Origin of the sequence: Pseudomonas serboccidentalis (assembly GCF_028830055.1) — a bacterium.
Classification (GTDB): domain Bacteria; phylum Pseudomonadota; class Gammaproteobacteria; order Pseudomonadales; family Pseudomonadaceae; genus Aquipseudomonas; species Aquipseudomonas serboccidentalis.
The window spans coordinates 2,706,472-2,733,265 of record NZ_CP101655.1 but is presented as its reverse complement, the minus strand read 5'-3'; the positions used below and the strand labels follow the sequence as shown (position 1 = coordinate 2,733,265).

Sequence of the window (26,794 nt, the reverse complement as noted above, 5' to 3'; positions counted from 1 at the left end):
CTTTTTTGCATCCGGGAGCCGGCAATCAACGCCGGGTCAGCAACACTCCGGACTCCATGTGATGCGTCCACGGGAACTGGTCGAACAGCGCGCAGCGGGTGATGCGGTGCGTGTCGTGCAGTTGGGCGATGTTGGCGGCCAGGGTTTCCGGGTTGCAGGAGATGTACAGAATGTTGTCGAAACGCCGGGTCAGCTCGCAGGTGTCCGGGTCCATGCCGGCGCGCGGTGGGTCGACGAACACGCTGCCGAACTCGTAGCTTTTGAGGTCGATGCCTTGCAGGCGACGGAACGGTCGGACTTCGTTCAGCGCTTCGGTCAGCTCTTCGGCGGACAGACGCACCAGCGTGACGTTATCCACAGCATTTTCGCTGAGGTTGCTCAGTGCGGCGTTGACCGAGGTCTTGCTGATCTCGGTGGCCAGCACGTTGCGCACGCGAGTGGCGAGCGGCAAGGTGAAGTTACCGTTGCCGCAGTACAGCTCCAGCAGATCGTCGCTGCGATCGCCCAACGCTTCGTATGCCCAGTTGAGCATCTTCTGGTTCACCGTGCCGTTGGGTTGGGTGAACGCGCCTTCCGGCTGGCGGTAGCTGAAGGTGCGGCCGCCGACGTCGAGTTTTTCCACCACGTAATCGTGGCCGATGACTTCGCGTTTGCCCTTGGAACGACCGATGACGCTGACGTTGAGATCAGCGGCCAGTTGGGTGGCAGCGGCATGCCAGTGCTCGTCCAGCGGACGGTGGTAGCACAGGGTGATCATCGCATCGCCGGCCAGGGTGGTCAGAAACTCGACCTGGAACAGCTTGTGGCTCAGCGCCGAGCTGGCTTGCCACGCGGCCTTGAGCTGCGGCATCAACTGGTTGATGCGCAGGCTGGCGATCGGGAATTCTTCGATCAGGATCGGCGTGCGTTTGTCGTCCTGGGAGAACATCGCGTAATGCCGCTCACCGGCCTCGCGCCACAGGCGGAATTCGGCGCGCAGGCGGAAGTTTTGCAGCGGTGAGTCGAACACGGTCGGCTCTGGTGCATCGAACGGGGCCAGCAGGTCACGCAAACGCGTGACCTTGTTTTCGAGCTGAGTGGCGTAGGCCTGGGAATCGAAAGTCATGCGTTGAACCAACCCAACTTGATCACAAACAGAATCGACAGAATCACCAGCGCCGGGTTCAGCTCGCGAACGCGGCCCGACAGCAGCTTGATCACGGTCCAGGAAATGAAACCGAACGCGATGCCGTTGGCGATCGAGTAGGTGAACGGCATCGCCAGCGCGGTGATTACCACCGGTGCGGCGACGGTGATGTCTTCCCAGTCTATTTCCGCGAGACCCGAAGTCATCAGCACGGCGACGAACAGCAATGCCGGTGCGGTGGCAAACGCCGGAACGCTGGCCGCCAGTGGCGAGAAGAACAGCGCCAGCAGGAACAGCAACGCCACGACGACGGCCGTCAGACCGGTACGACCGCCAGCACTCACGCCGGCAGCGGATTCGATATAGCTGGTGGTGGTTGAGGTACCCAGCAGCGAACCGGCCATGGCCGCGGTGCTGTCAGCGATCAGTGCGCGACCCATTTTCGGCATGTGGCCGTCCTTGCCCATCAGACCGGCGCGCTTGGCGACGCCGATCAGGGTGCCGGAGTTGTCGAACAGGTCGACGAACAGGAAGGCGAAAATCACGCTGACCAGACCGATGTCCAGCGCGCCCTTGATGTCCAGTTGCATGAAGGTCGGCGCCAGCGAAGGTGGCATCGAGGTCACGCCGTTGAACGGGGTGAAACCCATGGCGATGGAAACGATGGTCACTGCCAGAATGCCGATCAGTACTGCACCGCGCACTCTCAGGGCTTCGAGGGCGACGATCAGGGCAAAGCCGAGGGTGGCGAGGATCGGTGCCGGGGCTTTCAGCTCACCGAGACCGACCATGGTCGCCGGGTTGCTGACCACGATGCCGGCGTTGTGCAGGGCGATCAGCGCCAGGAACAGGCCGATACCGGCGGCAATCGCCGAGCGCAGCGGCAACGGGATGCTGTTGATGATCCATTCGCGAATGCGGAAGATCGACAGCAGGAAGAAGCACACTGCCGAAATGAACACCGCGCCCAGCGCCACTTGCCAGGTGTGGCCCATGTGCAGAACCACGGTGTAAGTGAAGAAGGCGTTCAGGCCCATGCCCGGTGCGAGGGCGATCGGGTAGTTGGCAATCAGGCCCATAATGGTCGAGCCGATGGCGGCGGCCAGGCAGGTGGCGACGAACACCGCGCCCTTGTCCATGCCGGTCTCGCCGAGGATGCTCGGGTTGACGAACAGAATGTAGGCCATGGCCAGGAAGGTCGTGACGCCCGCCAGAATCTCGGTACGCACGTTGGTGTTGTGTGCCTTGAGTTGAAACAGCCTTTCCAGCATGTCTGCTCCCCGTGGCGCGCGTGGCGCCGTGAATGTATCGACCTCAACAGCAAAGCACAGACCGTCGCAAGCGCCTGGGAATTTGTGGTGGGCCGGAAAAAGCCGCGCATCATACCAGCAGCGTGAGGAATATGGCGGTTGTTGGCGCCGAACGTCGTCGAAGTTTTGCCACAGAGCCAACTGCGCCATACTGCGCGCTGATTTTTTCGGGATGGGAAACGCATGAGCACGCGTGGGATGAAGGCTTGGGGTTTGATTGCTGCGCTGATGGCCGGGGCGCCTGTGGTCCTGGCCGCCTCGGCGCAGCCATTGACGCAAGTGAAAGTGATCAAGGTCCAATCGCCGGCCTGTGGCCTGGAAGACATCGGTGATGGACAGACCCAGACCCAATGCAATCACGCCGGGCCGAGCATCAAGGTGTATGTGCTGGAAGTCGGCTATGGCCAGAATCAGCCGCACGCCACGCTGGACGGTTTTGAAGTGAACGGCACCCGGGCCCCGGTGTGTGCCTTCGATAACGGCAATCTGACCGAGTGCACCCCCGGCCGTAACACCGTCGGCTCGCTGTATACCTTCGATCTGGCGGGTAAACAGGAAGGCACTTTCAGCTTCAGCAACACTTCGATCAACGCGCCGCGCAATACGATGTCGACCCAGCTGTACATCAAGTAACCGTTGCGGTGAACAGAGCAGGGTAAAGCTGGCTACGCTTTAAAGGTCACCCAGCGGATTGCACTTATGACCTTTAGAGCCCTGATTACCCTCGCCGAGGGCATCGATGACCTGCAAAGCGTGACCTTGATCGACGTGCTGCGCCGCGCCGGCGTCGAAGTCGTGGCGGCCAGCATCGAAGGCCGGCGCATGCTGACCTGCGCGCGCGGCACGCGCCTGACGGCGGACGGCATGCTGGTCGACGTGTTGGCGCAGACCTTCGACCTGATCGTTCTGCCCGGCGGCGCCATCGGCGCCCAGCACCTCGCCGCGCATCAGCCACTGCAACAACTGCTCAAGGACCAGGCCAGCGCCGGACGCCTGTTCGCCGCCATCGCCGAGTCCCCGGCCATCGCCCTGCAAGCCTCAGGCGTATTACGTCAACGGCGCATGACCTGCCTGCCGAGTGCCAGCCATCAACTGTCAGGCTGTACGTTTGTTGATCAACCGGTGGTGGTCGACGGCAATTGCATCACCGCCCAAGGCTCCGGCGGCGCACTGGCGTTCGCCCTGACGCTGGTTGAGCAGCTTGGCGGCAAGGCGTTGCGGGCCAAGGTCGCGGGGGAGATGTTGGTTTGACGAAGCTCAGACCTTCACCTCTTCCATCGGCACATGCATCCGGTCGCGGTTGGCCAAGCTCGGGAACAGTTTGATCCACGTCCCGGTCACCACCAGCGTGCCGATCCCGCCCATCACCACCGCCGGCACAGTGCCGAACCAGTGCGCGGTGAGGCCGGATTCGAATTCGCCCAACTGGTTCGAGGCGCCGATGAACAGGCCGTTCACTGCGCTGACCCGGCCGCGCATTTCGTCCGGGGTTTCCAGTTGCACGAAGGAGGCGCGGATCACCATGCTGATCATGTCCGCCGCGCCGAGCACCACCAGCACCGCCAGCGAGAACCAGAACGAAGTCGACAGGCCGAAGGCAATGGTCGCCACACCGAACACGCCGACGGCGGTGAACATCACCCGACCAACGTTGCGCTCGACGGCGAATCGGGCGAGGAACAGCGACATCCCCAGTGCGCCGACCGCCGGTGCCGAACGCAACAGACCGAGGCCCCACGGCCCGGTCAGCAGAATGTCCTTGGCGAAGACCGGCAGCAACGCCGTGGCCCCGCCGAGCAGTACCGCAAACAAATCCAGCGAAATTGCCCCGAGAATGTCCGGGCGGCTGCGAATGAAGCGAATCCCCGCCAGCAAAGAGTCCAGCGTGGCTTTGCCTTTGTTCAGCGGCGTTTGCCGCGCGGGCAGGTTGAGCATCAAGGTGCAGGCAATGACATAGAGCAATACCGTCGGGCCATACACCCAGACGCTTCCGAACGCGTAAAGCAAGCCACCGAGGGCCGGTGCGACGATGGTTGCTGACTGTTGAGCCGATTGCGCTGCAGCGACCGCCCGTGGAAACAGGGCGCTGGGCACGATGCTCGGCAGCAAAGCCTGGGTGGTCGGCATCTCGAAGGAGCGCGCCGCACCGAGCAGGAAGGCGAGGATGAAGATCATTTCGCGGGTGACGTGGTCGGTCGCACTGCCGATGGCCAGTGCAAGCGCGATCAACGCCTGCAACGACTGGCAAATCGCGGCGACCTTGCGTCGATCATAACGGTCGGCGACATGCCCGGTGTGCAGCATGAACAGCACCCGTGGCGCGAATTCCACCAGACCGACCAGACCCAGGTCGAGCACGTTGCCGGTCAACTGGTACAGGTTCCAGCCGATCGCCACGGTGAGCATCTGAAAGCCACTGGCAGTGAAAATCCGGGCAAACCAGAACGCGAGAAACGGACGATGGTGACGTAACAGCAGGGGCTCTTGGCTGGGCATCTGAAGGCAGGTCTGGCTTGAGGAGAAACGCGAGATTATCACCAGTCTGTAATAGGAAGTGGCTAGGAGAAAAAATTAGTTAGCCAGACATCGATTATCCCGATACCCCACAGGGAATGTATTTCAGATCGCCGACCCAATCCTGAGGCAACTTGTCACGCGGCAAACGACCACGCGGTTCTTCGTCGGAAATGGGACTACTCTTTCAACGTTGCTTGATCCAGATCAAGACCCTCCCGGGCCATGCTCTGGTGGCCCGTTGGCCAGACTCCCTGCGCTGCGATGGTTGTTAAAAAAGAACGAATCAGAATTCGCCGCACTCCATATCCGTGGGGGCAGTAGGCAGGGGCCACAAGCCCCAACGCCGGTATTACCTGACAGAGGAAGCCATATGTTCGGTTTAGAGGCACTCGATCTCGCCCGAATTCAGTTCGCGTTTACCATCTCGTTCCACATCCTGTTCCCGGCCATCACCATTGGTCTGGCGAGCTACCTGGCGGTGCTCGAAGGCCTGTGGTTGAAGACCCACAATGACACCTACCGGGATCTCTACCACTTCTGGTCGAAGATCTTTGCCGTCAACTTCGGCATGGGGGTGGTGTCGGGGTTGGTCATGGCCTACCAGTTCGGCACCAACTGGAGCCGCTTCTCGGACTTCGCCGGCTCTGTCACCGGGCCGCTGCTGACTTACGAGGTGCTCACGGCATTCTTCCTCGAGGCGGGTTTCCTCGGGGTGATGCTGTTCGGCTGGAACAAGGTCGGGCGCGGCCTGCACTTCTTCTCTACGGTGATGGTGGCCATCGGCACGCTGATCTCGACGTTCTGGATTCTCGCCTCCAACAGCTGGATGCAGACCCCGCAGGGCTTCGAGATCGTCAACGGTCAGGTGATTCCTACCGACTGGCTGGCAATCATCTTCAACCCGTCGTTCCCGTACCGCCTGATGCACATGGCGACGGCAGCGTTCGTCGCCACGGCCTTCTTCGTCGGTTCGTCGGCGGCCTGGCACCTGCTGCGCGGCAAGGACAACCCGGCGATCCGCACCATGCTGTCGATGGCAATGTGGATGGCGCTGATCGTCGCGCCGATCCAGGCGGTTATCGGTGACTTCCACGGGCTCAACACCCTCGAGCATCAACCGGCAAAAATCGCCGCAATCGAAGGCCATTGGGAAAATAAAGGCAACGAAGCCACACCGTTGATCCTGTTCGGCTGGCCGGACATGAAAGAAGAGAAAACCAAATTCGCCGTGGAGATCCCGTACCTCGGCAGCCTGATCCTGACCCACTCGCTGGACAAGCAGGTGCCGGCCCTCAAGGAATTCCCGCCTGAAGACCGGCCGAACTCGACCATTGTGTTCTGGTCGTTCAGGGTCATGGTCGGCCTCGGTTTCCTGATGATCTTCACCGGTCTGTGCAGCCTGTGGCTGCGCAAGCGCGATTCGCTCTACACCTCGCGGCCGTTCCTGTATCTGGCGTTGTGGATGGGGCCGTCCGGCCTGATCGCGATTCTCGCCGGCTGGTTCACCACAGAAATCGGTCGTCAGCCGTGGGTGGTCTACGGGCTGATGCGCACGGCGGATGCGTCCTCCAACCACAGCTTCATGCAGATGAGCATCACCCTGATCATGTTCGTCGTGGTGTATTTCGCACTGTTCGGCGCCGGCCTGGGTTACATGATGCGGCTGGTGCGCAAAGGGCCGAAAACCGACGAGGGCAAGGAAACCAACAGCGGTGGTCCTGGCCAGAAACGCACACCGGCCCGTCCGTTGTCTGCGGCTGATGACGAAGGCGCCGACGCTGACCACCGCTCCAGCCTGACCAAGGAGATTTGAATCATGGGTATTGATCTTCCGCTGATCTGGGCCGTGATCATCATCTTCGGCATCATGATGTACGTGGTCATGGATGGCTTCGACCTGGGGATCGGCATTCTCTTCCCGTTCATCCCGGGCAAGACCGACCGTGACGTGATGATGAACACCGTCGCACCCGTATGGGACGGCAATGAAACCTGGCTGGTACTGGGTGGCGCAGCGTTGTTCGGTGCGTTCCCGCTGGCCTATTCGGTGGTGCTCTCGGCGCTGTACCTGCCGCTGATCTTCATGCTGATCGGTCTGATTTTCCGCGGCGTGGCGTTCGAGTTCCGCTTCAAGGCCAAAGACGACAAGCGTCATCTGTGGGATAAGGCGTTCATCGGCGGCTCGGTGGCGGCGACGTTCTTCCAGGGCGTGGCACTGGGGGCGTTCATCGACGGCTTGCCGGTGGTCAATCGGCAATACGCCGGCGGCTCACTGGACTGGCTGACACCGTTCACCCTGTTCTGCGGCGCTGCGCTGGTGGTGGCCTATGCGTTGCTCGGCTGCACTTGGCTGATCATGAAAACCGAAGGCAAGCTGCAGGAGCAAATGCACAACCTGGCGCGGCCGCTGGCATTCGTGCTGCTGGCGGTGATCGGTATCGTCAGCCTGTGGACGCCGCTGGCCCATCCGGAAATCGCCACACGCTGGTTCAGCACGCCGAACCTGTTCTGGTTCATGCCGGTACCGATTCTGGTGCTCGTCACGATGTACGGCTTGATTCGCGCGGTGGCTCGCAACGCCAACTACATGCCGTTCCTGCTGACCCTGGTACTGATTTTCCTCGGCTACAGCGGTCTGGGCATCAGCCTGTGGCCGAACATCGTGCCGCCGTCGATATCGATCTGGGATGCTGCCGCACCACCGCAGAGCCAAGGCTTCATGCTGGTCGGTACGCTGTTCATCATCCCGTTCATCCTGGGCTACACCTTCTGGAGCTACTACGTGTTCCGCGGCAAGGTCACCCATGAAGACGGTTACCACTAATCTGCCGCTCCGCTCACCTTGTGGGAGCGGGTCGGTTCCGAGCGGCGTTCCGACGATGGCATCGTCAGCGCCGCCATCGCCTGACAGAGGATCGATGCAATGAGCGGCAAACATTCCTTGCATGAGATTGAAGAGGCCGAAAAAAAGCCGCTGTGGCAGCGGCTCGGCTGGTTGGCCCTGATCTGGATCGGTAGCGTCGGCGCGCTGTTCATTGTCGCCAGCCTGATGCGCCTGTTCATGAACGCAGCCGGTCTGACCACGCACTGAAACATCCCGTCCCGTTGCCCTTGGGCACGGATTTATGACCCTCTGTACCGCGGAGGGTTTTTTTTGCCTGGCGTTTACTTGCGTGCTTTGAGAATCACGAATTTCGGGGTTGCCGCCACTTGCTCGACGCCACGGAACAGCCGCGCCAGCTTGCTGTGATAACCCAGGTGGCGGTTGCCGACGATGTACAGCGCTCCGCCCACCACCAGCGCTTCTCGCGCCTGCTGGAACATACGCCAGGCGAGGAAGTCGCCGACCACCTGTTGTTGATGGAACGGCGGATTGCACAGCACCACGTCCAGCGATTGCGGCTCTTGCCCGGCCAGACCATCGCCGGCCCGCACAATCACTTCGCGCTCACCCAGGGCGGCGCGCCAGTTTTCAGCGGCCGATTGCACGGCCATGAACGATTCGTCGACCAGCGTGTAATGCGCGTCAGGGTTCTGCAGGGCGCTGGCGATGGCCAACACGCCGTTGCCGCAGCCAAGGTCGGCGACGCGAGCGCTGCCGAGGTTTTTGGGCAGGTGCGGGAGAAAGGCCCGGGTGCCGATGTCCAGGCCTTCGCGGCAGAACACGTTGGCGTGGTTGAGCAATTCGATGGCCGGTTCGTCGAGTCGGTAGCGCGAAGGGTAGGGGGAGGTCGCCGGGGCTTTTGCCTCGGGTGCAGCGATCAGCAAGCGAGCCTTTTTCACGGCCAATGAAGCCTGTACCGGGCCAATGTAACGCTCCAGCAGATCCCCGGCTGCGCGCGGCAGGTGCTTGACCATGGCGGCCGCCACCACTTCGGCGCCGGGTGCCAGTTGCCCTTGCAGGCGAATCAGCTGTTCTTCGAGCAACGCGAGGGTCTTGGGGACCCGGATCAGCACCCGATCAAACGGCCCGACCAATGGTTCACTGGCCGCAATGCCGCGCACCGCATCGAATGCCTGACCGTTGCGCACCAGATTCTTTTCCAGCCCCTGGAACGCCAGAAACGAGTCGCCACTGCTGCTGACCTGAACCTTGCCCGCCAGACTCGCCGCCAGCGCCCCGAAGCTGTCGTTGAGCACCAACACCCGGGTGTCTGCCGACGGTTGCTGTGCGGCCAGGTAATTGAGCAGGTATTCGTCAGCCGCATCGAATGCTTGCAGCGGTTCATTCTGCTGTTCGGGCTGGCGGATCAAATCGAGTTGGGCGAAGGGGGTGTCGAGCAAGGGCATGGGGCGGGAACTCTGGTTAATCAACGGGTGGCCCGCAGCCCAGGGTGTTGCGCAGCGGAACCGTCCGAGTGGAATACGACGTTTAGCGTCATCACTCAGGAAGGTCGCAAATGGTACGTTTTTTTCCGTTGAAATACTCGCAGCTTTTAGGGGTTGGGGGCGTCGAGAAGACCGCAACGGCTGGCGGCGATGACGGCAGAAATCTTGTTGCAGACTTTCAGTTTGATGATCACGTTTTGCACATGGTAATTCACGGTGCGCTCGCTCAGACAGAGGATTCGGGCAATCTCGTAGGCCGTCTTGCCGAGCGCCGAGAGCTTCAGCACTTCCAGTTCCCGCGGTGAAAGATGCGGATGCTCCGGATTTTTTTGAGGTTTGGGCAGGGTTCTGACGAACAGGTCGCTCAGATGGCTGATCGCGTAAAGCATGTAGCCAGAATGCTCGTATAACTCGAGCGGGCTCAGCGGATCGTGTTTTCTGGCAAGACTGAGCGTGCTGCACAGCCCGGTAGCCTCATGGTGGAACGACTGGGACCAGCCGTATCGCAATCCATGTTGCTGTTGGGCCTCCCACAACTGGGGGGTGTGGGAAAAGAATTCTTCACTCCAGACAACGGGTAGCATGGAGCGATTGCAATGCGTGACTATCGGGTCAACTGTTCTGTAGCGTTCCTTTTCATAGAGTTGATTCCAATCTTGAGGGTAATTATTGATTCGCAAGGTTTTAAAGTCGGCGTTCCGATTAATTGATGTCAATGAGACAGCACAAAAATTGAAACCAATGTTTTGAGTGAATCGCAGCAGGATCGGATAAGCGGTCTCTATTTCTCTTGCGAAAGACAGTTGCTTTAATTGCGACTCCTTCCACATTTCCATCACAAACTCTCCGTGTGTCATTTCTTGGGGTGCTTTTTGGATCCAATGGATCCGGCACGCAGTCGAGTGTAGGACAGGTCCTACAAGTTGCATTGAATTTTTTGCTCTTTGGGATGTGGATTCTGTTGTTTGAAGTTATTAAGGGAAGATATGTCCTTGTAGTTTTATCTTTTATTTACTGAGCATTCGGACAGTATTCAGTGGTGTTTTGGGCTTTTTCTCATTACCGCGTTTTCATGAAAAGACATCACAAAATCAGTGGTTTTCTATGGTGTGAGTTTGCGTGAAACTGGCAGAGTACTTTCAGTGGAGTAGACCATGACTGCCAGCGCAGAGAAATTTACCGCCCAGACCTTGCTCGACGTGCAGCCCTTGACCCCCAGTCTGTTCTCCCTGCGCACCACACGTGATGCGGGTTTCAGGTTCCGCGCCGGACAATTCGCCCGCCTGGGGGTGACCAGAGCTGATGGCAGTACGGTGTGGCGTGCCTACTCAATGGTCTCCTCGCCCTTCGATGAATTTCTCGAGTTTTTTTCCATCGTGGTGCCGCGGGGCGAATTCACCAGTGAGCTGAGCCGATTGCAGGCTGGCGATACCTTGCTGGTAGAGCGCCAGGCCTTTGGTTACCTGACGCTGGATCGTTTCGTCGACGGTCGGGACCTGTGGCTGTTATCCACAGGGACCGGGGTCGCGCCGTTTCTGTCGATCCTGCAGGACTTTGAAGTGTGGGAACGGTTTGAGCGAATCATCCTGGTGTACAGCGTGCGTGAAGCACGGGAACTGGCCTATCAGTCGCTGATCGCGGGGCTGGCCCAGCGTGATTACCTGGCGGAGCACGCGCATAAACTGCAATTCATCCCCACGGTTACCCGCGAACATTTTCCTGGCGCCTTGCACGGCCGCATCACCAGCCTGATCGAAAGTGGCGAGCTGGAGCGTGTTGCAGGTGTTGAACTGACTGCCGAGCATTCGCGGGTGATGTTGTGCGGCAATCCGCAGATGATCGATGACACCCGGGCATTGCTGAAACAACGCCACATGAACTTGAGCCTCACGCGGCGGCCGGGGCAGGTGGCCGTAGAAAACTACTGGTAAAAAAACGGCGCCATCAGGCGCCGTTTTCATTCATGAAGCCGTCAAGGCCGGTCGTTCTGGGCTTTGAGCAGATCGCGGATCTCGCCGAGCAACTCTTCTTCCTTGGTCGGAACCGGTGGCAGGGAAGGGGCCACGGCTTCTTCGCGTTTCAGGCGGTTGATGGCTTTGACACCCATGAAAATCGCGAAGGCGACGATCACGAAGTCCAGAATGCTCTGGATGAATTTTCCGTAAGCCATGACCACTGCCGGGGCGTTGCCCTCGGCGGCTTTCAGCGTGATGGCCAGATCACTGAAGTCCACCCCACCGATCAGCAGGCCGATTGGCGGCATGATCACGTCACCGACAAACGACGAGACGATTTTGCCGAAGGCGGCACCGATGATGATACCGACGGCCATGTCGACCACATTGCCTTTGACCGCGAAGGCCTTGAACTCACTTATCACGCCCATAGGTTATTTCCTTGTTACAGATGAGGTTGGTGTACGCAGTGTAAATCAGCAAAACGCGTCCTGCGCGAAACACCTTCTTACAATGCCCGTTTTTATCGACACATGAATCGACGATTAGTTTGCAAAGTGCCACTAATCGCGCGCGAAATACGCCGTAACTCGCTGACCGGGAAGCCAATTTTTTCAATCATCGGGTTACGAACTTTCTATTTATGTTCGCGGACATAGCGCTCTAGCCTCTGTTTGGCGCACCTGGATGCGCCCAAAAGAACCAGAGGAACCTGATATGAACTCCACTCTTGGACTGGGGACTTTTCCCCATCGCCGTACGCTCGGCGTACTGACCGCCAGCCTGTTGACCTTCTCCGTGCAAGCCGCGCCCCTGACCCGGGATAACGGCGCAGCGGTCGGCGACAATCAGAACTCGCAAACGGCCGGCGCCAACGGCCCGGTGCTGCTGCAGGATGTGCAACTGATCCAGAAACTGCAGCGTTTTGACCGTGAGCGTATTCCCGAGCGCGTGGTGCATGCACGCGGCACGGGTGCCCACGGCACCTTCACCGTGACCAACGACCTCAGCGACCTGAGCAAGGCCAAGGTGTTCGCCGCAGGCCAGGTCACCCCGGTGTTCGTACGTTTCTCCGCGGTGGTGCATGGCAACCACTCCCCGGAAACCCTGCGCGATCCGCGGGGTTTTGCTACCAAGTTCTACACCGCCGACGGCAACTGGGATCTGGTCGGCAACAACTTCCCGACGTTCTTCATTCGCGATGCGATCAAGTTTCCGGACATGGTCCATGCGTTCAAACCCGATCCACGTACCAACCTTGACGATGACTCACGTCGCTTCGACTTCTTCTCCCACGTACCGGAATCCACCCGAACGCTGACCGAGCTCTACTCGAACTCGGGCACGCCGGCCAGTTATCGGGAAATGGACGGCAATGGTGTACACGCCTACAAGTTGGTCAACGCCAAAGGGGAAGTGCACTACGTCAAGTTTCACTGGAAGAGTTTGCAAGGCATCAAAAATCTTTCGCCAAAACAAGTCGTGACTGTTCAGGGTCAAGACTACAGTCATATGACCAATGACTTGGTGAGTAATATCAATAAAGGCAACTTCCCAAAGTGGGACTTGTACATTCAAGTGCTGAAACCGCAAGATTTGTCCAAGTTTGATTTCGATCCATTGGACGCCACCAAGATCTGGCCGAATGTTCCAGAACGAAAAGTTGGACAAATGGTGTTGAACCGTAATCCGGCCAATGTGTTCCAGGAAACCGAACAAGTTGCCATGGCACCGGCCAATGTTGTTCCGGGCATTGAGCCTTCCGAGGACCGTCTGTTACAGGGCCGAGTGTTCTCTTATGCCGATACGCAAATGTATCGCCTGGGCGCCAATGCCCTGCAGTTGCCGATCAATGCGCCGAAAGTTGCCGTCAACAATGGCAATCAGGATGGCGCGATGAACTTCGGTGCCACCCAGTCTGGCGTCAACTACCAGCCGAGCCGTCTGCAGCCGCGTGAAGAGCCGCAAGGTGCGCGCTACAGCGAGTTGGCGCTGGCGGGCAGCACGCAGCAGGCGAAGATTCAGCGTGAGCAGAACTTCAAGCAGGCCGGTGATTTGTATCGCTCGTTCAGCCAGCAGGAACGTCAGGACCTGATCGACAGCTTCGGCGGCTCGCTGGCGACCACCGATGATGAGAGCAAGCACATCATCCTGTCCTTCCTCTATAAGGCCGACCCGGAATACGGGACCGGTGTGACCAAAGTGGCCAAGGGCGACCTGAGCCGGGTCAAGGCGCTGGCAGCAAAACTCGTCGACTGATCTCGACGCCATGCAACGCGGGGCCTGAGTCAGGCCCCGCTCTGCCCAAGGAGAGCGTTTATGCGTCCTTATCTTTTACTGTTGCTCGGATGCCTGTCCTTTACGGCGCAGGCCGGGCAAAGCCCTGAGGCGATCAAGGCCCAGTTGCAGGATTATTACTTTGATGCCGCCCGGCGCGGTGACGTGCCGATGCTCGACACCTTTATCGAATCCGGTTATTCCCTCGATACCCGCGACAGCAAAGGCTACACCGCGCTGATTCTGGCGGCGTATCACGGCCAGGGCGATGCGGTGGACCGCTTGCTGGCGGCGGGCGCCGATGCCTGCGCGCAGGATCAGCGTGGCAACACGGCGCTGATGGGCGCGATTTTCAAGGGCGAGATGCAGATCGCCCGACGGCTGATGGCCACCGATTGCAGCCCCGATCAGCGTAACGGCGCAGGTCAGACCGCCGCCATGTATGCCGGGTTGTTCAAGCGCGTCGAACTGCTCGATGCGCTCAAGGCCAAGGGCGCCGACCTCAATGCCGAAGACCCGCTGGGCAACAGCGCCGCGCGTCTGGCCAACGGTGAAATCCGCACCGCCGCGCCGCGTTGAACGATGGCTGCGTTATCATCGCGGTTTTTGCTAGGGGATCCAGATGGCCAAGGCCAAGCGCATGTACGGCTGCACCGAGTGCGGCGCAACCTTTCCCAAGTGGGCGGGCCAGTGCGGCGAGTGCGGCGCCTGGAACACCCTGACCGAAACCATGATCGAGAGCGGCGGTGCCACGGCGCCCACCGGGCGTACTGGCTGGGCCGGGCAGCAGGCGCAGATCAAGACGCTGGCCGAAGTCAGCATCGAAGAGATTCCGCGCTTCTCTACCGCGTCCGGTGAACTGGACCGGGTGCTCGGCGGCGGTCTGGTCGACGGTTCGGTGGTGTTGATCGGTGGTGACCCGGGCATCGGCAAGTCGACGATTCTGCTGCAGACCCTGTGCAACCTCGCCAAGAGCATGCCGGCGCTGTACGTCACCGGCGAAGAATCCCAGCAGCAAGTGGCCATGCGCGCCCGCCGTTTGGGGCTGCCGCAGGATCAGCTGCGGGTGATGACCGAAACCTGCATCGAAACCATCATCGCCACCGCCCGCCAGGAAAAACCCAAGGTGATGGTGATCGACTCGATCCAGACCATCTTCACCGAACAATTGCAGTCGGCCCCCGGTGGCGTGTCGCAAGTGCGCGAGAGCGCGGCGCTGCTGGTGCGTTATGCCAAACAGAGCGGTACGGCGATTTTCCTCGTCGGTCACGTCACGAAGGAAGGCGCGCTCGCCGGTCCACGGGTCCTGGAGCACATGGTCGATACCGTGCTGTATTTCGAAGGCGAGTCCGATGGTCGGCTGCGTTTGTTGCGGGCGGTGAAAAACCGTTTCGGTGCGGTCAACGAACTCGGCGTGTTCGGCATGACTGACAAGGGTTTGAAAGAAGTCTCCAACCCTTCGGCGATTTTTCTCACCCGTGCTCAGGAAGAAGTCCCGGGCAGTGTGGTCATGGCGACTTGGGAAGGTACCCGGCCGATGCTGGTGGAAGTGCAGGCGCTGGTGGATGACAGCCATCTGGCCAATCCTCGGCGGGTAACCCTGGGTCTGGATCAGAACCGCCTGGCGATGCTGCTCGCGGTCTTGCACCGCCACGGTGGTATTCCGACTCACGATCAGGACGTGTTCCTCAACGTGGTCGGTGGGGTGAAAGTGCTGGAAACCGCGTCTGACCTGGCGTTGATGGCAGCGGTGATGTCGAGCCTGCGCAACCGGCCGTTACCGCATGATCTGCTGGTATTTGGTGAAGTGGGGTTGTCCGGTGAAGTCCGTCCGGTGCCAAGCGGGCAGGAGCGTTTGAAGGAAGCAGCCAAGCATGGCTTCAAGCGGGCGATCGTGCCCAAGGGCAATGCACCGAAAGAGGCGCCGGCGGGGTTGCAGATCATCGCCGTGACCCGGCTGGAACAAGCCTTGGACGCACTCTTCGAGTAACCCAGAATCCTGTGTGGGAGCTGCCGCAGGCTGCGATCTTTTGATTGTGTTTTCAAGATCAAAAGATCGCAGCCTGCGGCAGCTCCTACATGGATCAGATTTCAATCAGGGCGCCCAATTCGCGCTCAAGTTCCGCCTCATCCGCCAGATTGAGCTCGATCAACCGCCGCAAGCGCTGGATCGATTCCAGGCTGATATGCCGGCAGACAAACCCCAGTTGCCCATGGTCTTCGTGGGCCAGATGCACATCCATCTGAATATCCACGTCATCGCTCAGATGAATGTCGACGAAAAAATCCTGCTCCGCATCCCCAAGCCACGGTTCCGGCCGTTCGATAAGCAGGCCCTTGAGCGACAGATCGATCAGTTTCACCGGCCAGATGTATTGGCCCTGACTCAGCTCGGTTCTGGCATCGAACGCAATACGTTTGAAGCGACGACGATTGGCTGGGGGTTCACTCATGGCGCAATCCTCAATAGGGTTCGCTGACTATAGACCGCTCCAGCAGGGGCCTGCCAACCAACAAGGCGTCTAGACCAATGTCGGGGTATGGTCTTTGCCGCCAGTAGCGCTAAACTCGGGGTGGCTGTCTTTCTTGTCCACCCTGGCTGGAATAATAAAATGAAAAATAATAATAGCCTGCTACGCCACTTACCCTGGCTAGTGCTGGCAATCGTAGGAGCGTGCGCCCTGGGCGTAGTGGCATTGCGCCGAGGAGAGGCGATCAACGCCTTGTGGATCGTGGTCGCAGCAGTGGCCATCTATCTGGTTGCGTACCGTTACTACAGCCTGTTCATCGCAAACAATGTGATGCAACTCGATGCTCGTCGGGCCACCCCCGCCGTGCTCAACAACGACGGTCTGGACTACGTTCCAACCAACAAACACATTCTTTTCGGTCACCACTTCGCCGCGATTGCCGGCGCAGGCCCGCTGGTCGGCCCGGTGCTGGCAGCGCAGATGGGTTATCTGCCCGGCACGCTGTGGCTGATTGCCGGGGTGGTGCTGGCGGGCGCAGTGCAGGACTTCATGGTCCTGTTCATGTCCACCCGTCGCAACGGCCGTTCCCTGGGCGACATGGTGCGTGAAGAAATGGGCCGCATCCCCGGCACCATCGCATTGTTCGGCTGCTTCCTGATCATGATCATCATCCTCGCGGTGCTGGCGCTGATCGTGGTCAAAGCCCTGGCCGAGAGCCCGTGGGGCATCTTCACCGTGATGGCGACCATCCCGATCGCGATGTTCATGGGCATTTACATGCGCTACATCCGTCCGGGCCGCATCGGCGAGATCTCGGTCATCGGCGTGTTGCTGCTGCTCGGTTCGATCTGGCTGGGCGGGCAGATTGCCGCCGATCCGGTCTGGTCCAAGGCCTTCAGCTTCACCGGTATCCAGATCACCTGGATGCTGATCGGTTACGGTTTTGTCGCGGCAGTGCTGCCGGTGTGGCTGATTCTGGCGCCACGTGACTACCTCTCTACGTTCCTCAAGATCGGCACCATCATCGCCCTGGCGATCGGCATTCTGGTGACCATGCCCGAGCTGAAAATGCCGGCGCTGACCCAGTTCGTCGATGGCACCGGTCCGGTATGGAAGGGCGGTCTGTTCCCGTTCCTGTTCATCACCATCGCTTGCGGTGCGGTATCGGGTTTCCACGCGCTGATCTCTTCGGGCACCACGCCGAAGCTGCTGGATAACGAAACCAACGCCCGTTACATCGGTTACGGCGGCATGCTGATGGAATCGTTCGTGGCGATCATGGCCATGGTCGCCGCTTCGGTGATCGAGCCAGGCGTGTACTTCGCCATGAACAGCCCGGCCGCCGTGGTCGGCGGTGACGTGGCATCGGTCGCGCAAATGGTCAGCAGCTGGGGCTTCGCGATCACGCCTGAGGCGCTGCAAGCGGTGGCTCACGACATCGGTGAAACCACCATCCTGGCCCGTGCCGGCGGTGCGCCGACCCTGGCGGTCGGTATTGCGCAGATCCTGCACAGTGTCCTGCCGGGTGAAAACACCATGGCGTTCTGGTACCACTTCGCGATCCTGTTCGAAGCGCTGTTCATCCTGACGGCTGTGGACGCCGGCACCCGTGCCGGGCGCTTCATGCTGCAGGACCTGCTCGGTTCCTTCGTTCCGGCGCTGAAACGCACCGAGTCGTGGACCGCCAACCTGATCGCCACCGCCGGTTGTGTGGCGATGTGGGGCTGGTTGCTGTACCAGGGCGTGATCGATCCACTGGGCGGCATCAACACCCTGTGGCCGCTGTTCGGTATCTCCAACCAGATGCTGGCCGGTATCGCGCTGATGCTCGGCACCGTTGTGCTGATCAAGATGAAGCGTCAACGCTACATCTGGGTGACCCTGCTGCCAGCGGCCTGGCTGCTGATCTGCACCACCACCGCAGGCTTCATCAAGCTGTTCGACGCCAACCCGGCGATCGGCTTCCTGTCGCTGGCCAAGAAGTACAGCGATGCGCTGGCCAATGGTCAGATCCTCGCACCGGCCAAGAGCATCGACCAGATGCAGCACGTGATCTTCAACGCTTACACCAACGCAACGCTCACCGCGCTGTTCCTGTTCGTGGTCTTCAGCATCCTGTTCTATGCGCTCAAGGTCGGCATCGCCGCCTGGGGCAAAAAAGAGCGTACGGATAAAGAATCGCCATTCCAGGCCCTGCCGGACGCGTAACCAGAGGATTGCACCATGTTCAATGACCTGAGTCGCCTCGGTAAATACCTCGGTCAGGCCGCGCGCCTGATGGTCGGCATGCCCGACTACGACACCTACGTCGAGCATATGCAAACCAAACACCCGGACAAACCGGTGATGAGCTACGAGATGTTCTTTCGTGAACGTCAGGAAGCGCGTTACGGTGGCAAGGGTGGGCCCAAGTGCTGTTGAGCTGACAGCCCTCGGTTGAGGTAATCCCCTGTGGGAGCGAGCTTGCTCGCGAAAGCGGTGTGTCATCGAGCAATGATGTCGACTGACACGCCCCCTTCGCGAGCAAGCTCGCTCCCACAGTTGTTTTTGTGTTGTTCATTCATTTTGTGAAGGGGATCGATTTGTCTTCTCCCATACCCGTAACGGTACTCAGCGGTTTCCTCGGCGCCGGCAAGACCACTTTGCTGCGTCACCTGCTCAAAGCCGAGCACGGCCTGAAAATCGCCGTGATCGAGAACGAATTCAGCGACGCCGGCATCGACACCCAATTGCTGGGTGACGAACCGGTGCAAGTCATGACCCTGGCCAACGGTTGCGTGTGCTGCACCATTCACACCGACCTGACCAAGGCGCTGTACCTGCTGCTGGAACGCCTGGACAGCGGCGAAATCGCCTTCGACCGTCTGGTGATCGAATGCACCGGGCTGGCCGACCCGGCGCCAGTGGCGCAAACCTTTTTCATCGATGAAGAGCTGCGCGAACGCTATCTGCTCGACGGCATCATCACCCTTGTGGATGCCGCTCACGCCGACCTGCACCTGACCCAGACCATCGCCCAGGCGCAGATCGGTTTCGCCGACCGCTTGCTGGTGAGCAAGACTGATCTGGTGGACGAGGCGACGTTCACCGCGCTGAGCGAACGCCTGACGCGGATCAACCGTCGTGCGCCGATCCGCGTGGTCGAGCATGGCAACATCGATCTGGCGGAACTGCTCGACGTGCGTGGCTTCAATCTCAACGCCGACCTTGGCGGCGGGGTGAGTCTGCGTCCGGTGAGCAAGGCGCCCTCGATCGACCGCATTTCCAGCCTGGTACTGCGCACTGAGCAGCCGCTGGATATCGATCAGCTCAGCGAGTTCATGAATGAGTTGCTGGAAGAGCACGGCAAGCAATTGCTGCGCTACAAGGGTGTACTGAACATCGCTGGCGAGGATCGGCGCCTGGTGTTTCAGGGCGTGCTGAAGCTCTACGGTTTCGACTGGGACACCGAATGGGCCGAGGGTGAGGCGCGGGAAAGTGTGATTGTGTTTATTGCCGATGATTTGCCGGAAGAGAAGATTCGGGAAGGTTTTGCCCGAGTGGTTATCGATTGAAAGTTTTAAATTTCATGACGAACGGCACTCGTTGGTTTTTTTGTAACGAGTGTCGAGTGTTTGATAGAGAAGTTTTGAAACTGTTGGATGTCGAGTTTTTTCGGGAGTGTCGGGGTGGTAGTGATGGATATTGTTCTGATAGGTGAAAGGATTTATGAGGCAGGATGTTGGTAGTACAACTGTGTGCATGGTTTTCGTTTGTGTTGGTCACATTTGGTTGGGTTTTTTGAAGTAAGTATTTTTCGCTCCTGTGTTAACTTTGAAATGTGCCGCTCAATGGCACCTATCAATTTATAACAGGAGAAACATATGAAAGATAAAGTTCTGGAAATGTCGGGTGATTTCGCCAGCGAGTTTGAAGCTTATGTAAAAGCAGGTGTCAACAAGATGGCCGGTGTTGAAGTGATGGCAACCACTGCCATCACCTGCGAGAGCCTGGGTTGCACGTTCGGCTGCTAAGGCCTTCTGTAACATATGGCGGATAGCTTATCCGCCATACTGCTCAAGGTGGAAAAATGCTAGCTGACATTCTGACGTTTCAAGAACGCAAATCATCGGGTTCTGGAGGTGTCGTCGATGTCGACACCCTGCGTAGCACCCTGGACATGTTGCATAAAGACGATCATGCCCTGCTGCTTTATTTTGGTATGGGCAAAAGCGACTTGGTTGAATGGTTTGAAAATAGCACCAGACAGCCTGTACTGGAAAAGCAGTTTCCGTCTCTGGAGATGCTTGAGAAGAAAATTCGACTGATTATGTCCGTGTCTGAAAAAGACCGCATCTGCAATGCGGAGGATGAACCATTTTCAGGCTTTTACGATTGCATGTTTGATTACTTTAGATATACGTTTCAGTGCGACAGCAGATACAAGCAAGCCCATGATTGTTGTAACCTCGAATCATTGATTTCCGGTGTCAGGTATTATGTGTCGGGCTGTGTTAAACGGCTCTCTGAAAAATCCCTGGTGCATTTCCTTAATACGCGCATATCTGAGGGTATTGAGTCAGATCTGGGATCTTTCGAACAATATTTGAACGCGCGCGGATCAGGCCAGTTCCTCTTGGACTATCCGGTGCTTGCCGACTTGTTGATCAAACAATTGGAAGGCATCGCAGGTTATCTCTACAAGATCATTTCCCACTTTGCTGACGATTTGCGTGTACTTGCTCAGGTGTTCGATTTGTCTGGCCGGCGAATAGACTCGATCAAACTTGGAATGGGGGATCCCCACGCCAATGGTGAAACAGTTTGCGCAGTACGGGTCGGGAACGAATCGCTGGTTTACAAACCACGAAGAAACGGAGAAGCGCAGCTCTATAGCTCGCTGCTGGCGCTGCTGTACGAAAAAAGCGCTGATGAATGCTTTTCCGCTCATACCCCTTTGCTGGCATGCATGGAAGATCATTGCTGGATTGAAAACATCGATAATCGCGCCTGCGAGACACAGGCCGATCTGGCTCTGTTCTACCGGCGCGCAGGCGCGCAGATAGCCCTTGTCCACGCTTTGAACGGCATCGACTTTCATTACGAAAACATCATTGCGTGCGGGAGTAGCCCCGTCATGATCGATCTTGAATGTCTGTTCACTGCCTCCATGATCGATTTGCAAGACGATCTTCCCAGCAATGGAGCTTTGTTCAAAACCCTCAAGCTCAACAGCCTTTCAGTCTTTAGCAGTGGTTTTGTTCCCTATTCGCCGGATTCGGACAACGATTTCAGTGGCCTGACGTCTCAAAAGCAATTCAGCACGACGACCAGGCATTTGGTGCGCGAGCAAGGCTTGTACCATCTGAGGCGCATACACGTCAGCAAAACCCCGATTATCAAACATCTGCCGGTTTTCAACGGCGTGCCGTGTTCGGTAGAGCTTTATCAAGAGGCTTTTCTGGAGGGGTTCGTATTTGCCTACGATGAGGTGATGACGCATCAGGCAGCGGTGCTTGACTGTATCCGGCACCATGCCTCCCAGTTGAAAACACGGGTGTTGCTCAAAAATACCCAGCGTTATATCGACTTTATCGAACTGACACTGCACCCACGCTTCACGCAATGCATGCTCCAGCGGCAGCTGTTGCTCGCGACCCTGTGGTCCGAGTCGAATGCATCGCTCATTGCAAAAAATGTGGCCGCCTACGAGTTGGCGGATCTGCAAAGTGCCAACATTCCAAGTTTCACCATGCCCATCGCATCGAATCGGATATACGATTCCCACGGCACATTTGTGGCTGCGCTCGACATCGCTAGCCCCCTGGAAAGTTGCCAACGAAAACTGAGCTCTTTCTGCTCCGGGGACAGAGCGTTCCAGACCTTTATACTGAAGGAGTGCCTGTTCCCTCCGGGCAATGAGGCGATGCCCATGCACCGGCGGCATATCGCCAAAGGCGTGCCGAACCTGCAGCCAGCTCAGTATTTGGAAGGGGCTCTCAAGGTCGCGGCGGTCATAGAACGATTTCGTATTGGTAGTTCAGGAGGGGACGTGGCGTGGACGTTCCTGAACGCTCACCCGACAACCCGCCGCAAGTACCTCTCACCCATGACCAACAGCCTTTACAGCGGCATGGGCGGACTCGCGGTTTTTTATATGAGCTTGTACCGGGTCAGCGGTCGGGCAGAACACTTGGCCCGGGCTGATCAAATTGTCGATTCGATGGCCAGATCCCATGAACATTTTGACAGTGACATGGCCGTCAGTGCCTATTTTGGTCTGGCGTCGTACCTCTACGTGCTGGTCAATCATGAGCAAGTGACGGGGCGGGATATTCACTGGGCGACGATTAACGGGTTACTGCTCAGACTTGATGATTATCCACAGCAGGGGGATGACTTCGATTTCCTTAACGGTTGGTGCGGGACCGTCACGCTACTGGCGAATCTCTATCTGCTTGGGCCGCGGAAACGCTTGATTCCTTTGATCGAAAGGCTCACGGCTGCCATCCGGGCGGAACTGCTCAATGAAGGTGGGCGATTTGTGCGCAAGGCCTGTTCGACTCCACTGCTGACCGGATTCTCCCATGGGATTTCCGGCATTCTCCATGCGCTTTCCAAGGTCTATGAGGTGACCGCAGACGCGACGTTGATTACGCTGATGAAGGATCTGCTGGAGGACGAAAATCGCCAAAAGAACCATGGATTCTGGCTGGATTTACGTGAGCCGTCGAAACCCGCTCACATGACCAAATGGTGCCACGGTGATGCAGGAATTCTGATCGCCAGGCTGCAACTCAGGCATGCGCTCAAAGACGTGATGGGCGCCGACGACCTGGCGACGGTCGAGAGCGATATCCGCAGGTGTGAAAGCAATCTCTGGCGCCATGGCCTTGGTTCCGGTTACAGCCAGTGCCATGGTGATTTCGGCAATCTAATGTGTCTGTTGTCACTGTACCGCTGTACAGAAAATCGTCAGGGTATCGCGAGAACCTTGCAGGCACTTTCCGAGGCCGCTGACAACTTTTTCAATGAAGATTTGATCTCGCAAGACAGCGTGCCTGTGCTTGGGATGATGTTGGGCGTCGCGGGTGTCGGTCAGGCACTGTTAAGCGCGATTGATTCGACGTTACCCGATCCCCTGGCATTGACCTTCTTCATGGCGCCGAACCCAGCAGTTGCTGTTCAAGATCGCTCAGGTGTCGGTTCATCAGATGAGCTGCGGCATTGACGTCATTGCGCTCCATTGCATCGACAAGGGAGGTGTGTGTCTGCACCGTCGTGTCCTGGTTGGTCTGTTGTCGACATTGGGCCAGCGCCAGAGACGTCATGGGCACCAGGCTGCCGAGAAAGTGCGCCAGGGGGGCATTGCCTGCCAGTTTGGCCAGTTGCAGGTGGAATTCTCCGGATAGCCGAATGGCGGCTCCGAACTGACCAAGGGTGCGGAATCGACGCTGTTCTTCAATCAGTTCGCGCAGTCCTTCAAGTGCGGCAGGTTGCAGCTGCTGGCAGGTTAGCTCAAGCAGCATGATTTCGGTCAGGCGCCGCGCATGGAGTATCTGGCGGGTTTGTTCGGGAGTAGCTGTAGCAATTTTCGGGCGCTGATGAGTGCGCAAGATGACGACGTGCTCATGGGACAGCTGTGTCAGCGTCCGACGTATCTGGCTGCGGCTCGCGCCGAACATCTGCACCAGGCTCTCTTCTGTAAAACGACTGGTCGCGGTGAGGCGCTGATCCAGGATTGCTTCGAATACCTGCGGGTAGGGGTCGTCCGCCAGTGGCTTGTGGCGAGGCCCACGGGGAAAGGGCAGGGTGGCAGGGATCTTGCGATCATATTGCAGTGAAGCGAAGCTGTTCATGGCCTGTCTCCAGTTCGAAGAGGTTCAACGGCTGAGGTTGTCATCCGGAATATTCAACTCGATGCCCATCCGCTGGCCTTCGCGCAGAATGTGCCGACGCATTTCGGCGCTGGCCTGGGCGCTGTTCTTGCTGCGGATGGCGCGCACCACCGCTTCGTTTTCTTCCAGGCGTTCGGCCAGGTGCTCAGGCGAATTGCGCAGCACTTCGGCGCTTTGCTTGAGGGCGTTGCTGGTTTGCTGCACCACGCTCTGGAAGATCGGGTTCGAAGTCAGGGTGAACAGTTCTTCGTGGAAGGCGATGTAGGCGCTGACCCCGGCTTCGCTGTCGCCCGCGTCGAGGGCTTCGCGCATGTCCATCAGGGTCAGGCGCAGTTGCCCGACTTCCTTGCTGCTGATCGACTGCGCAACCAGACCGACGATGAATGGCTCAAGGGTGTAGCGCAGTTGCAGCACGTCTTCGAGACTGGCGCCGGCCACCGCGCTGTCGTGGCTCTGGCTGTCACTGAGCTGGGCGTCGAGCACCACTACGCCTTTGCCTGGCATCGAACGGACGAGGCCGAGGGTTTCCAGAACGATCACCGCTTCGCGCAGGCTCGGGCGGCTGATGCCCAATTGTTCGGCCAGTTCGCGCTGGCCCGGCAGCATGTCGCCGGAGCGCCACTGACCACGGGCCAGCGCGGCGCGCAGTTTCTCTACCACTGAGTTGACGACGGTTGATGTAGTAATCACGTATTGGCTCCATGCACCGTGCCTGCGGGATGGCAGGCACGGCGGTCATTCAGAATTCTTTGGCCGCCGCCTGGGCGACCGGTTTTCTCGGCTGAAAGGTATAGCCCTGCTCGCCGTTGAGCACCTTGTTCGCCCGTTGTACATCGATGTCCTTTTCCCAACGGGCGATGGCCACGGTAGCGACACAGTTGCCGATCAGGTTGGTCAGCGCCCGGCCGATGCCCATGAACCAGTCCACCGCCAGCACCAACACCAGCCCCACCACCGGAATCGCCGGGATCGCCGTCAGCGTCGCCGCCAGTATCACCAGCGCCGAGCCGGGAATGCCGTGGGCACCCTTGGAGGTGATCAGCGACACCAGCAGAATCGTCAGCAGATCGGTCATTGCCAGTGGTGTGCCGGTGGCATTGGCGATGAACACGATGGCCAGGGTCAGGTAGATCGAAAAGCCGTCGAGGTTGAACGAGTAGCCGGTGGGAATCACCAGGCCGACCGTCGAGCTGCCGATGCCCAGGTGCTCGAGTTTGCGCATGATCTGTGGCAGCACGGCGTCGGAGGAGGCGGTGCCCATGACGATCAGCAATTCTTCACGCAGGTACTTGAGCAGTGGCCACAGACGCAGGCCGGATGCGCGCATCACCAACCCCAGGATCACACTGACGAAGGCCATGCAGGTCAGGTAGAACAAGCCGACCAGACTGCCCAGGTGCTGCAGCGAATCGAGGCCGTACTTGCTGGTGGTGAAGGCGATGGCGCCGAACACGCCGATCGGAGCCAGGCGCACGATCATGCCCATGATCCGGAAGATCACATGGCTCAGTTCGTTGATCAGCCGCGAGATCCCGGAGGCCGCTTCACCCACCAGATTCAACGCGCTGCCGAACAGCACCGAGAACAGCAGCACTTGCAGGATGTTGTTGTCGGCGAAGGCGCCGATCACTGAGGTCGGGATCAGGTCCATCAGGAATTGCGTGGTGGTGTGCATGTGCTGACCGCGCTCGGCGATGTCGCCCATGTCGGCGGCGGACAGCTGCTCCAGATGGATATTCGCGCCGCTGCCGATCCCGGTGCTGAAGGCGAATACCAGACCGATCACCAGTGCGATGGTGGTCAGCACTTCAAAGTAGATCACCGACTTGAGGCCGATGCGCCCGACCTTCTTCAGGTCGCCGGCGCCGCTGATGCCGCTGACCACGACGCAGAACACGATCAGGCCGATGAGCATCTTGATCAGTTTGATGAAGCCGTCGCCCAGCGGTTTGAGCTGTGCCGAATATTCGGGAAGGGTCAGCCCGCAGACGATGCCGAGCACCAGTCCGAGAACCACTTGGAGGAAAATTGAACGCGAGCACCATCTGAGCATGGGAGGAATCCTGGTCGGTGTCCTGGCTGCCGTGTGCGGGGCACATCAGATTCAGGACTTAATTATTGTGGTCTTACCGGTATGTCCAGTGCAGGCGCAGTCTACGCTCGGGTTTTTCTGGAATACAAGAGGGAAACACAAAATTGGCATGACCGGTCTGACCAGTGGTGTTTGATCAGGATTTGCAGGTGAATGGGAGATGAGAGATGCCCGGCCTTGATCGGCCGGCCGGGCGAGAGGGGGCTGAATTGACTGGGTACGCGCCAGCTCAATAAGGCACGTTGCGCTGAAGGATGTTCAGTTTGAAGTCGAGAGCACCGGCGCTGCGATTCGAGTGGGTGCGCACGAAAGTGCCCACTTTGGGATCGCGTTTGTTGCGACTCCGCCCCGCGCACAACAGCGCGCCGCTTCGGGTCTGTATTCTGATGGTGGGCGTATCCGTGTCGATCTGATCGAGGGTGATGATGTTGCCCTTGCCATTAAGCAAATTGAACGTGGTCTGGTCTCCATCTTGGGTTGAATAAGAATTCAGGAAGTCTTTTTCTTCACGACTGATAGTTCTGTAGTAATACTCGCCAGGGGTGAAAATATACAGGGTGTAATAGTCGTCGAGGCACCGGAAGTAAAAGGTCAGTGCGTCCGGTGTTACATCGGGCTTGAGGAAGAGATAGTTTGAAACGTCCAGATGATGGGAAAAGGTAAAGATTTCATAATCGGGACGTGGCGTTGTGACCGTTCTGCCATACGTCAACCCAGGGAAGTGCGGATAGCCGAAACGAGTCTTCAGTGTTGCAGTAAAGGATTTTTCCTGGTCGGTGCTCATAGGTGTTACTCGATTTTTTAAGGCTGATAAGTAAACAGCCGGCCTGTTCAATGGCG

At 58.6% G+C, this 26,794-nt stretch carries 25 protein-coding genes; 14 read left to right on the top strand and 11 right to left on the bottom strand.

Translation table 11 applies throughout. From position 1 onward, the window contains the following. Positions 1-25 precede the first annotated feature (25 nt). Both trmA and NN484_RS12430 read right to left on the bottom strand, forming a co-directional pair. Positions 26-1,105 (bottom strand): tRNA (uridine(54)-C5)-methyltransferase TrmA, encoded by a 1,080-nt coding sequence (trmA, locus tag NN484_RS12435; protein WP_274659197.1) that lies wholly within the window; start codon positions 1,103-1,105, stop codon positions 26-28. Beyond that, a complete protein-coding gene (locus tag NN484_RS12430) occupies positions 1,102-2,397 on the bottom strand; it encodes an NCS2 family permease (protein ID WP_127652627.1) in 1,296 nt (431 codons plus the stop codon). Before NN484_RS12430 ends, trmA begins: the two co-directional genes overlap by 4 nt. 222 nt (positions 2,398-2,619) lie before the next feature. Here NN484_RS12430 and NN484_RS12425 point away from each other — a divergent pair, with 222 nt between their 5' ends. Together NN484_RS12425 and NN484_RS12420 are read left to right on the top strand one after the other, a co-directional pair. Beyond that, complete coding sequence (locus NN484_RS12425) at positions 2,620-3,069, top strand: DUF4879 domain-containing protein (protein WP_127652626.1); 450 nt, start codon at positions 2,620-2,622, stop codon at positions 3,067-3,069. A gap of 66 nt (positions 3,070-3,135) precedes the next feature. Then, positions 3,136-3,687, top strand: a complete 552-nt coding sequence (locus NN484_RS12420; protein ID WP_127652625.1) for a DJ-1 family glyoxalase III — start codon at positions 3,136-3,138, stop codon at positions 3,685-3,687. A 6-nt stretch (positions 3,688-3,693) separates the two neighbouring features. Here the strand turns inward: NN484_RS12420 and NN484_RS12415 are convergent, their stop codons facing one another. Continuing rightward, on the bottom strand, positions 3,694-4,932 hold the full coding sequence (locus NN484_RS12415; RefSeq protein WP_127652624.1) for an MFS transporter: 1,239 nt from the start codon (positions 4,930-4,932) through the stop codon (positions 3,694-3,696). Between the two features lie 391 nt (positions 4,933-5,323). Here NN484_RS12415 and NN484_RS12410 point away from each other — a divergent pair, with 391 nt between their 5' ends. The 3 genes from NN484_RS12410 (at position 5,324) to NN484_RS12400 (ending at position 8,044) form a co-directional block, all read left to right on the top strand. Continuing rightward, a complete protein-coding gene (locus NN484_RS12410; protein ID WP_215502176.1) occupies positions 5,324-6,766 on the top strand; it encodes a cytochrome ubiquinol oxidase subunit I in 1,443 nt (480 codons plus the stop codon). A gap of 3 nt (positions 6,767-6,769) precedes the next feature. Continuing rightward, positions 6,770-7,777: a cytochrome d ubiquinol oxidase subunit II gene (gene cydB / locus NN484_RS12405; protein WP_102354486.1), complete on the top strand. Its 1,008-nt coding sequence runs from the start codon at positions 6,770-6,772 to the stop codon at positions 7,775-7,777. Positions 7,778-7,876: 99 nt separating this feature from the next. Then, a complete protein-coding gene (locus NN484_RS12400) occupies positions 7,877-8,044 on the top strand; it encodes a DUF2474 domain-containing protein (RefSeq protein WP_127652622.1) in 168 nt (55 codons plus the stop codon). A gap of 74 nt (positions 8,045-8,118) precedes the next feature. Here the strand turns inward: NN484_RS12400 and NN484_RS12395 are convergent, their stop codons facing one another. Together NN484_RS12395 and NN484_RS12390 are read right to left on the bottom strand one after the other, a co-directional pair. After that, complete coding sequence (locus NN484_RS12395; RefSeq protein WP_127652621.1) at positions 8,119-9,243, bottom strand: methyltransferase; 1,125 nt, start codon at positions 9,241-9,243, stop codon at positions 8,119-8,121. Positions 9,244-9,389: 146 nt separating this feature from the next. Further along, on the bottom strand, positions 9,390-10,118 hold the full coding sequence (locus NN484_RS12390) for a helix-turn-helix transcriptional regulator (protein ID WP_215502174.1): 729 nt from the start codon (positions 10,116-10,118) through the stop codon (positions 9,390-9,392). A gap of 318 nt (positions 10,119-10,436) precedes the next feature. Here NN484_RS12390 and NN484_RS12385 point away from each other — a divergent pair, with 318 nt between their 5' ends. Then, positions 10,437-11,213, top strand: a complete 777-nt coding sequence (locus tag NN484_RS12385) for a ferredoxin--NADP reductase (RefSeq protein ID WP_274659195.1) — start codon at positions 10,437-10,439, stop codon at positions 11,211-11,213. A 41-nt stretch (positions 11,214-11,254) separates the two neighbouring features. On the opposite strand, the gene mscL is transcribed toward NN484_RS12385, so the two are convergent. Next, complete coding sequence (mscL, locus tag NN484_RS12380; protein ID WP_127652618.1) at positions 11,255-11,668, bottom strand: large-conductance mechanosensitive channel protein MscL; 414 nt, start codon at positions 11,666-11,668, stop codon at positions 11,255-11,257. Positions 11,669-11,954: 286 nt separating this feature from the next. Here mscL and katB point away from each other — a divergent pair, with 286 nt between their 5' ends. The 3 genes from katB to radA are packed head-to-tail and all read left to right on the top strand — an operon-like array spanning position 11,955 to position 15,504. After that, a complete protein-coding gene (gene katB / locus NN484_RS12375; RefSeq protein WP_274659194.1) occupies positions 11,955-13,496 on the top strand; it encodes a catalase KatB in 1,542 nt (513 codons plus the stop codon). Positions 13,497-13,556: 60 nt separating this feature from the next. Beyond that, on the top strand, positions 13,557-14,093 hold the full coding sequence (locus tag NN484_RS12370; protein ID WP_274659193.1) for an ankyrin repeat domain-containing protein: 537 nt from the start codon (positions 13,557-13,559) through the stop codon (positions 14,091-14,093). A 43-nt stretch (positions 14,094-14,136) separates the two neighbouring features. Beyond that, positions 14,137-15,504: a DNA repair protein RadA gene (radA, locus tag NN484_RS12365; protein WP_003228407.1), complete on the top strand. Its 1,368-nt coding sequence runs from the start codon at positions 14,137-14,139 to the stop codon at positions 15,502-15,504. A gap of 94 nt (positions 15,505-15,598) precedes the next feature. Here radA and NN484_RS12360 read toward each other — a convergent pair whose 3' ends face one another. Beyond that, positions 15,599-15,967 carry a PilZ domain-containing protein gene (locus NN484_RS12360; RefSeq protein ID WP_127652615.1) on the bottom strand — a complete coding sequence of 123 codons (369 nt, stop codon included), beginning with the start codon at positions 15,965-15,967 and terminating at the stop codon, positions 15,599-15,601. A gap of 159 nt (positions 15,968-16,126) precedes the next feature. On the opposite strand from NN484_RS12360, the gene NN484_RS12355 reads away from it, so the two are divergent. The 5 genes from NN484_RS12355 to NN484_RS12335 all read left to right on the top strand — a co-directional run bounded on the left by NN484_RS12355 (position 16,127) and on the right by NN484_RS12335 (position 23,195). After that, a complete protein-coding gene (locus NN484_RS12355; protein WP_127652614.1) occupies positions 16,127-18,193 on the top strand; it encodes a carbon starvation CstA family protein in 2,067 nt (688 codons plus the stop codon). A gap of 15 nt (positions 18,194-18,208) precedes the next feature. Continuing rightward, the gene (locus NN484_RS12350) at positions 18,209-18,406 is read left to right on the top strand and encodes a YbdD/YjiX family protein (protein ID WP_003228401.1); all 198 of its coding nucleotides are present in this window, start codon (positions 18,209-18,211) and stop codon (positions 18,404-18,406) included. Positions 18,407-18,552: 146 nt separating this feature from the next. Next, positions 18,553-19,539: a GTPase gene (gene yjiA, locus NN484_RS12345; RefSeq protein WP_425518808.1), complete on the top strand. Its 987-nt coding sequence runs from the start codon at positions 18,553-18,555 to the stop codon at positions 19,537-19,539. Between the two features lie 309 nt (positions 19,540-19,848). Next, entirely contained in the window at positions 19,849-19,998 is a 150-nt protein-coding gene (locus NN484_RS12340; protein ID WP_215502171.1) for a hypothetical protein, read from the top strand. A gap of 56 nt (positions 19,999-20,054) precedes the next feature. Beyond that, positions 20,055-23,195 carry a type 2 lanthipeptide synthetase LanM family protein gene (locus NN484_RS12335; RefSeq protein ID WP_274659192.1) on the top strand — a complete coding sequence of 1,047 codons (3,141 nt, stop codon included), beginning with the start codon at positions 20,055-20,057 and terminating at the stop codon, positions 23,193-23,195. Here the strand turns inward: NN484_RS12335 and NN484_RS12330 are convergent. From NN484_RS12330 to NN484_RS12315, 4 genes are all read right to left on the bottom strand, one after another. Further along, positions 23,122-23,823 carry a GntR family transcriptional regulator gene (locus NN484_RS12330; protein ID WP_215502169.1) on the bottom strand — a complete coding sequence of 234 codons (702 nt, stop codon included), beginning with the start codon at positions 23,821-23,823 and terminating at the stop codon, positions 23,122-23,124. The two genes, NN484_RS12335 and NN484_RS12330, sit on opposite strands and share 74 nt — an antisense overlap. A gap of 24 nt (positions 23,824-23,847) precedes the next feature. Beyond that, the gene (locus tag NN484_RS12325) at positions 23,848-24,552 is read right to left on the bottom strand and encodes a FadR/GntR family transcriptional regulator (protein WP_215502168.1); all 705 of its coding nucleotides are present in this window, start codon (positions 24,550-24,552) and stop codon (positions 23,848-23,850) included. A 49-nt stretch (positions 24,553-24,601) separates the two neighbouring features. Further along, on the bottom strand, positions 24,602-25,915 hold the full coding sequence (locus tag NN484_RS12320; protein ID WP_274659191.1) for a C4-dicarboxylate transporter DctA: 1,314 nt from the start codon (positions 25,913-25,915) through the stop codon (positions 24,602-24,604). A 268-nt stretch (positions 25,916-26,183) separates the two neighbouring features. Next, positions 26,184-26,738, bottom strand: coding sequence for a hypothetical protein (locus tag NN484_RS12315; protein ID WP_274659190.1), 555 nt, complete (start codon positions 26,736-26,738; stop codon positions 26,184-26,186). Positions 26,739-26,794 lie beyond the last annotated feature (56 nt).

What these genes read in the sequence shown, in the direction of transcription:
- NN484_RS12350 (WP_003228401.1), top strand. Translation starts at nt 18,209, where the DNA reads ATGTTCAATGACCTGAGTCGCCTCGGTAAATACCTCGGTCAGGCCGCG.
- NN484_RS12335 (WP_274659192.1), top strand. Translation starts at nt 20,055, where the DNA reads ATGCTAGCTGACATTCTGACGTTTCAAGAACGCAAATCATCGGGTTCT.
- NN484_RS12400 (WP_127652622.1), top strand. Translation starts at nt 7,877, where the DNA reads ATGAGCGGCAAACATTCCTTGCATGAGATTGAAGAGGCCGAAAAAAAG.
- katB (WP_274659194.1), top strand. Translation starts at nt 11,955, where the DNA reads ATGAACTCCACTCTTGGACTGGGGACTTTTCCCCATCGCCGTACGCTC.
- NN484_RS12395 (WP_127652621.1), bottom strand. Translation starts at nt 9,243, where the DNA reads ATGCCCTTGCTCGACACCCCCTTCGCCCAACTCGATTTGATCCGCCAG.
- NN484_RS12340 (WP_215502171.1), top strand. Translation starts at nt 19,849, where the DNA reads ATGAAAGATAAAGTTCTGGAAATGTCGGGTGATTTCGCCAGCGAGTTT.
- cydB (WP_102354486.1), top strand. Translation starts at nt 6,770, where the DNA reads ATGGGTATTGATCTTCCGCTGATCTGGGCCGTGATCATCATCTTCGGC.
- NN484_RS12360 (WP_127652615.1), bottom strand. Translation starts at nt 15,967, where the DNA reads ATGAGTGAACCCCCAGCCAATCGTCGTCGCTTCAAACGTATTGCGTTC.
- NN484_RS12370 (WP_274659193.1), top strand. Translation starts at nt 13,557, where the DNA reads ATGCGTCCTTATCTTTTACTGTTGCTCGGATGCCTGTCCTTTACGGCG.
- mscL (WP_127652618.1), bottom strand. Translation starts at nt 11,668, where the DNA reads ATGGGCGTGATAAGTGAGTTCAAGGCCTTCGCGGTCAAAGGCAATGTG.
- NN484_RS12330 (WP_215502169.1), bottom strand. Translation starts at nt 23,823, where the DNA reads ATGAACAGCTTCGCTTCACTGCAATATGATCGCAAGATCCCTGCCACC.
- radA (WP_003228407.1), top strand. Translation starts at nt 14,137, where the DNA reads ATGGCCAAGGCCAAGCGCATGTACGGCTGCACCGAGTGCGGCGCAACC.
- NN484_RS12420 (WP_127652625.1), top strand. Translation starts at nt 3,136, where the DNA reads ATGACCTTTAGAGCCCTGATTACCCTCGCCGAGGGCATCGATGACCTG.
- NN484_RS12415 (WP_127652624.1), bottom strand. Translation starts at nt 4,932, where the DNA reads ATGCCCAGCCAAGAGCCCCTGCTGTTACGTCACCATCGTCCGTTTCTC.
- NN484_RS12425 (WP_127652626.1), top strand. Translation starts at nt 2,620, where the DNA reads ATGAGCACGCGTGGGATGAAGGCTTGGGGTTTGATTGCTGCGCTGATG.
- NN484_RS12320 (WP_274659191.1), bottom strand. Translation starts at nt 25,915, where the DNA reads ATGCTCAGATGGTGCTCGCGTTCAATTTTCCTCCAAGTGGTTCTCGGA.
- NN484_RS12355 (WP_127652614.1), top strand. Translation starts at nt 16,127, where the DNA reads ATGAAAAATAATAATAGCCTGCTACGCCACTTACCCTGGCTAGTGCTG.
- NN484_RS12390 (WP_215502174.1), bottom strand. Translation starts at nt 10,118, where the DNA reads ATGGAAATGTGGAAGGAGTCGCAATTAAAGCAACTGTCTTTCGCAAGA.
- NN484_RS12430 (WP_127652627.1), bottom strand. Translation starts at nt 2,397, where the DNA reads ATGCTGGAAAGGCTGTTTCAACTCAAGGCACACAACACCAACGTGCGT.
- trmA (WP_274659197.1), bottom strand. Translation starts at nt 1,105, where the DNA reads ATGACTTTCGATTCCCAGGCCTACGCCACTCAGCTCGAAAACAAGGTC.
- NN484_RS12410 (WP_215502176.1), top strand. Translation starts at nt 5,324, where the DNA reads ATGTTCGGTTTAGAGGCACTCGATCTCGCCCGAATTCAGTTCGCGTTT.
- NN484_RS12385 (WP_274659195.1), top strand. Translation starts at nt 10,437, where the DNA reads ATGACTGCCAGCGCAGAGAAATTTACCGCCCAGACCTTGCTCGACGTG.
- NN484_RS12315 (WP_274659190.1), bottom strand. Translation starts at nt 26,738, where the DNA reads ATGAGCACCGACCAGGAAAAATCCTTTACTGCAACACTGAAGACTCGT.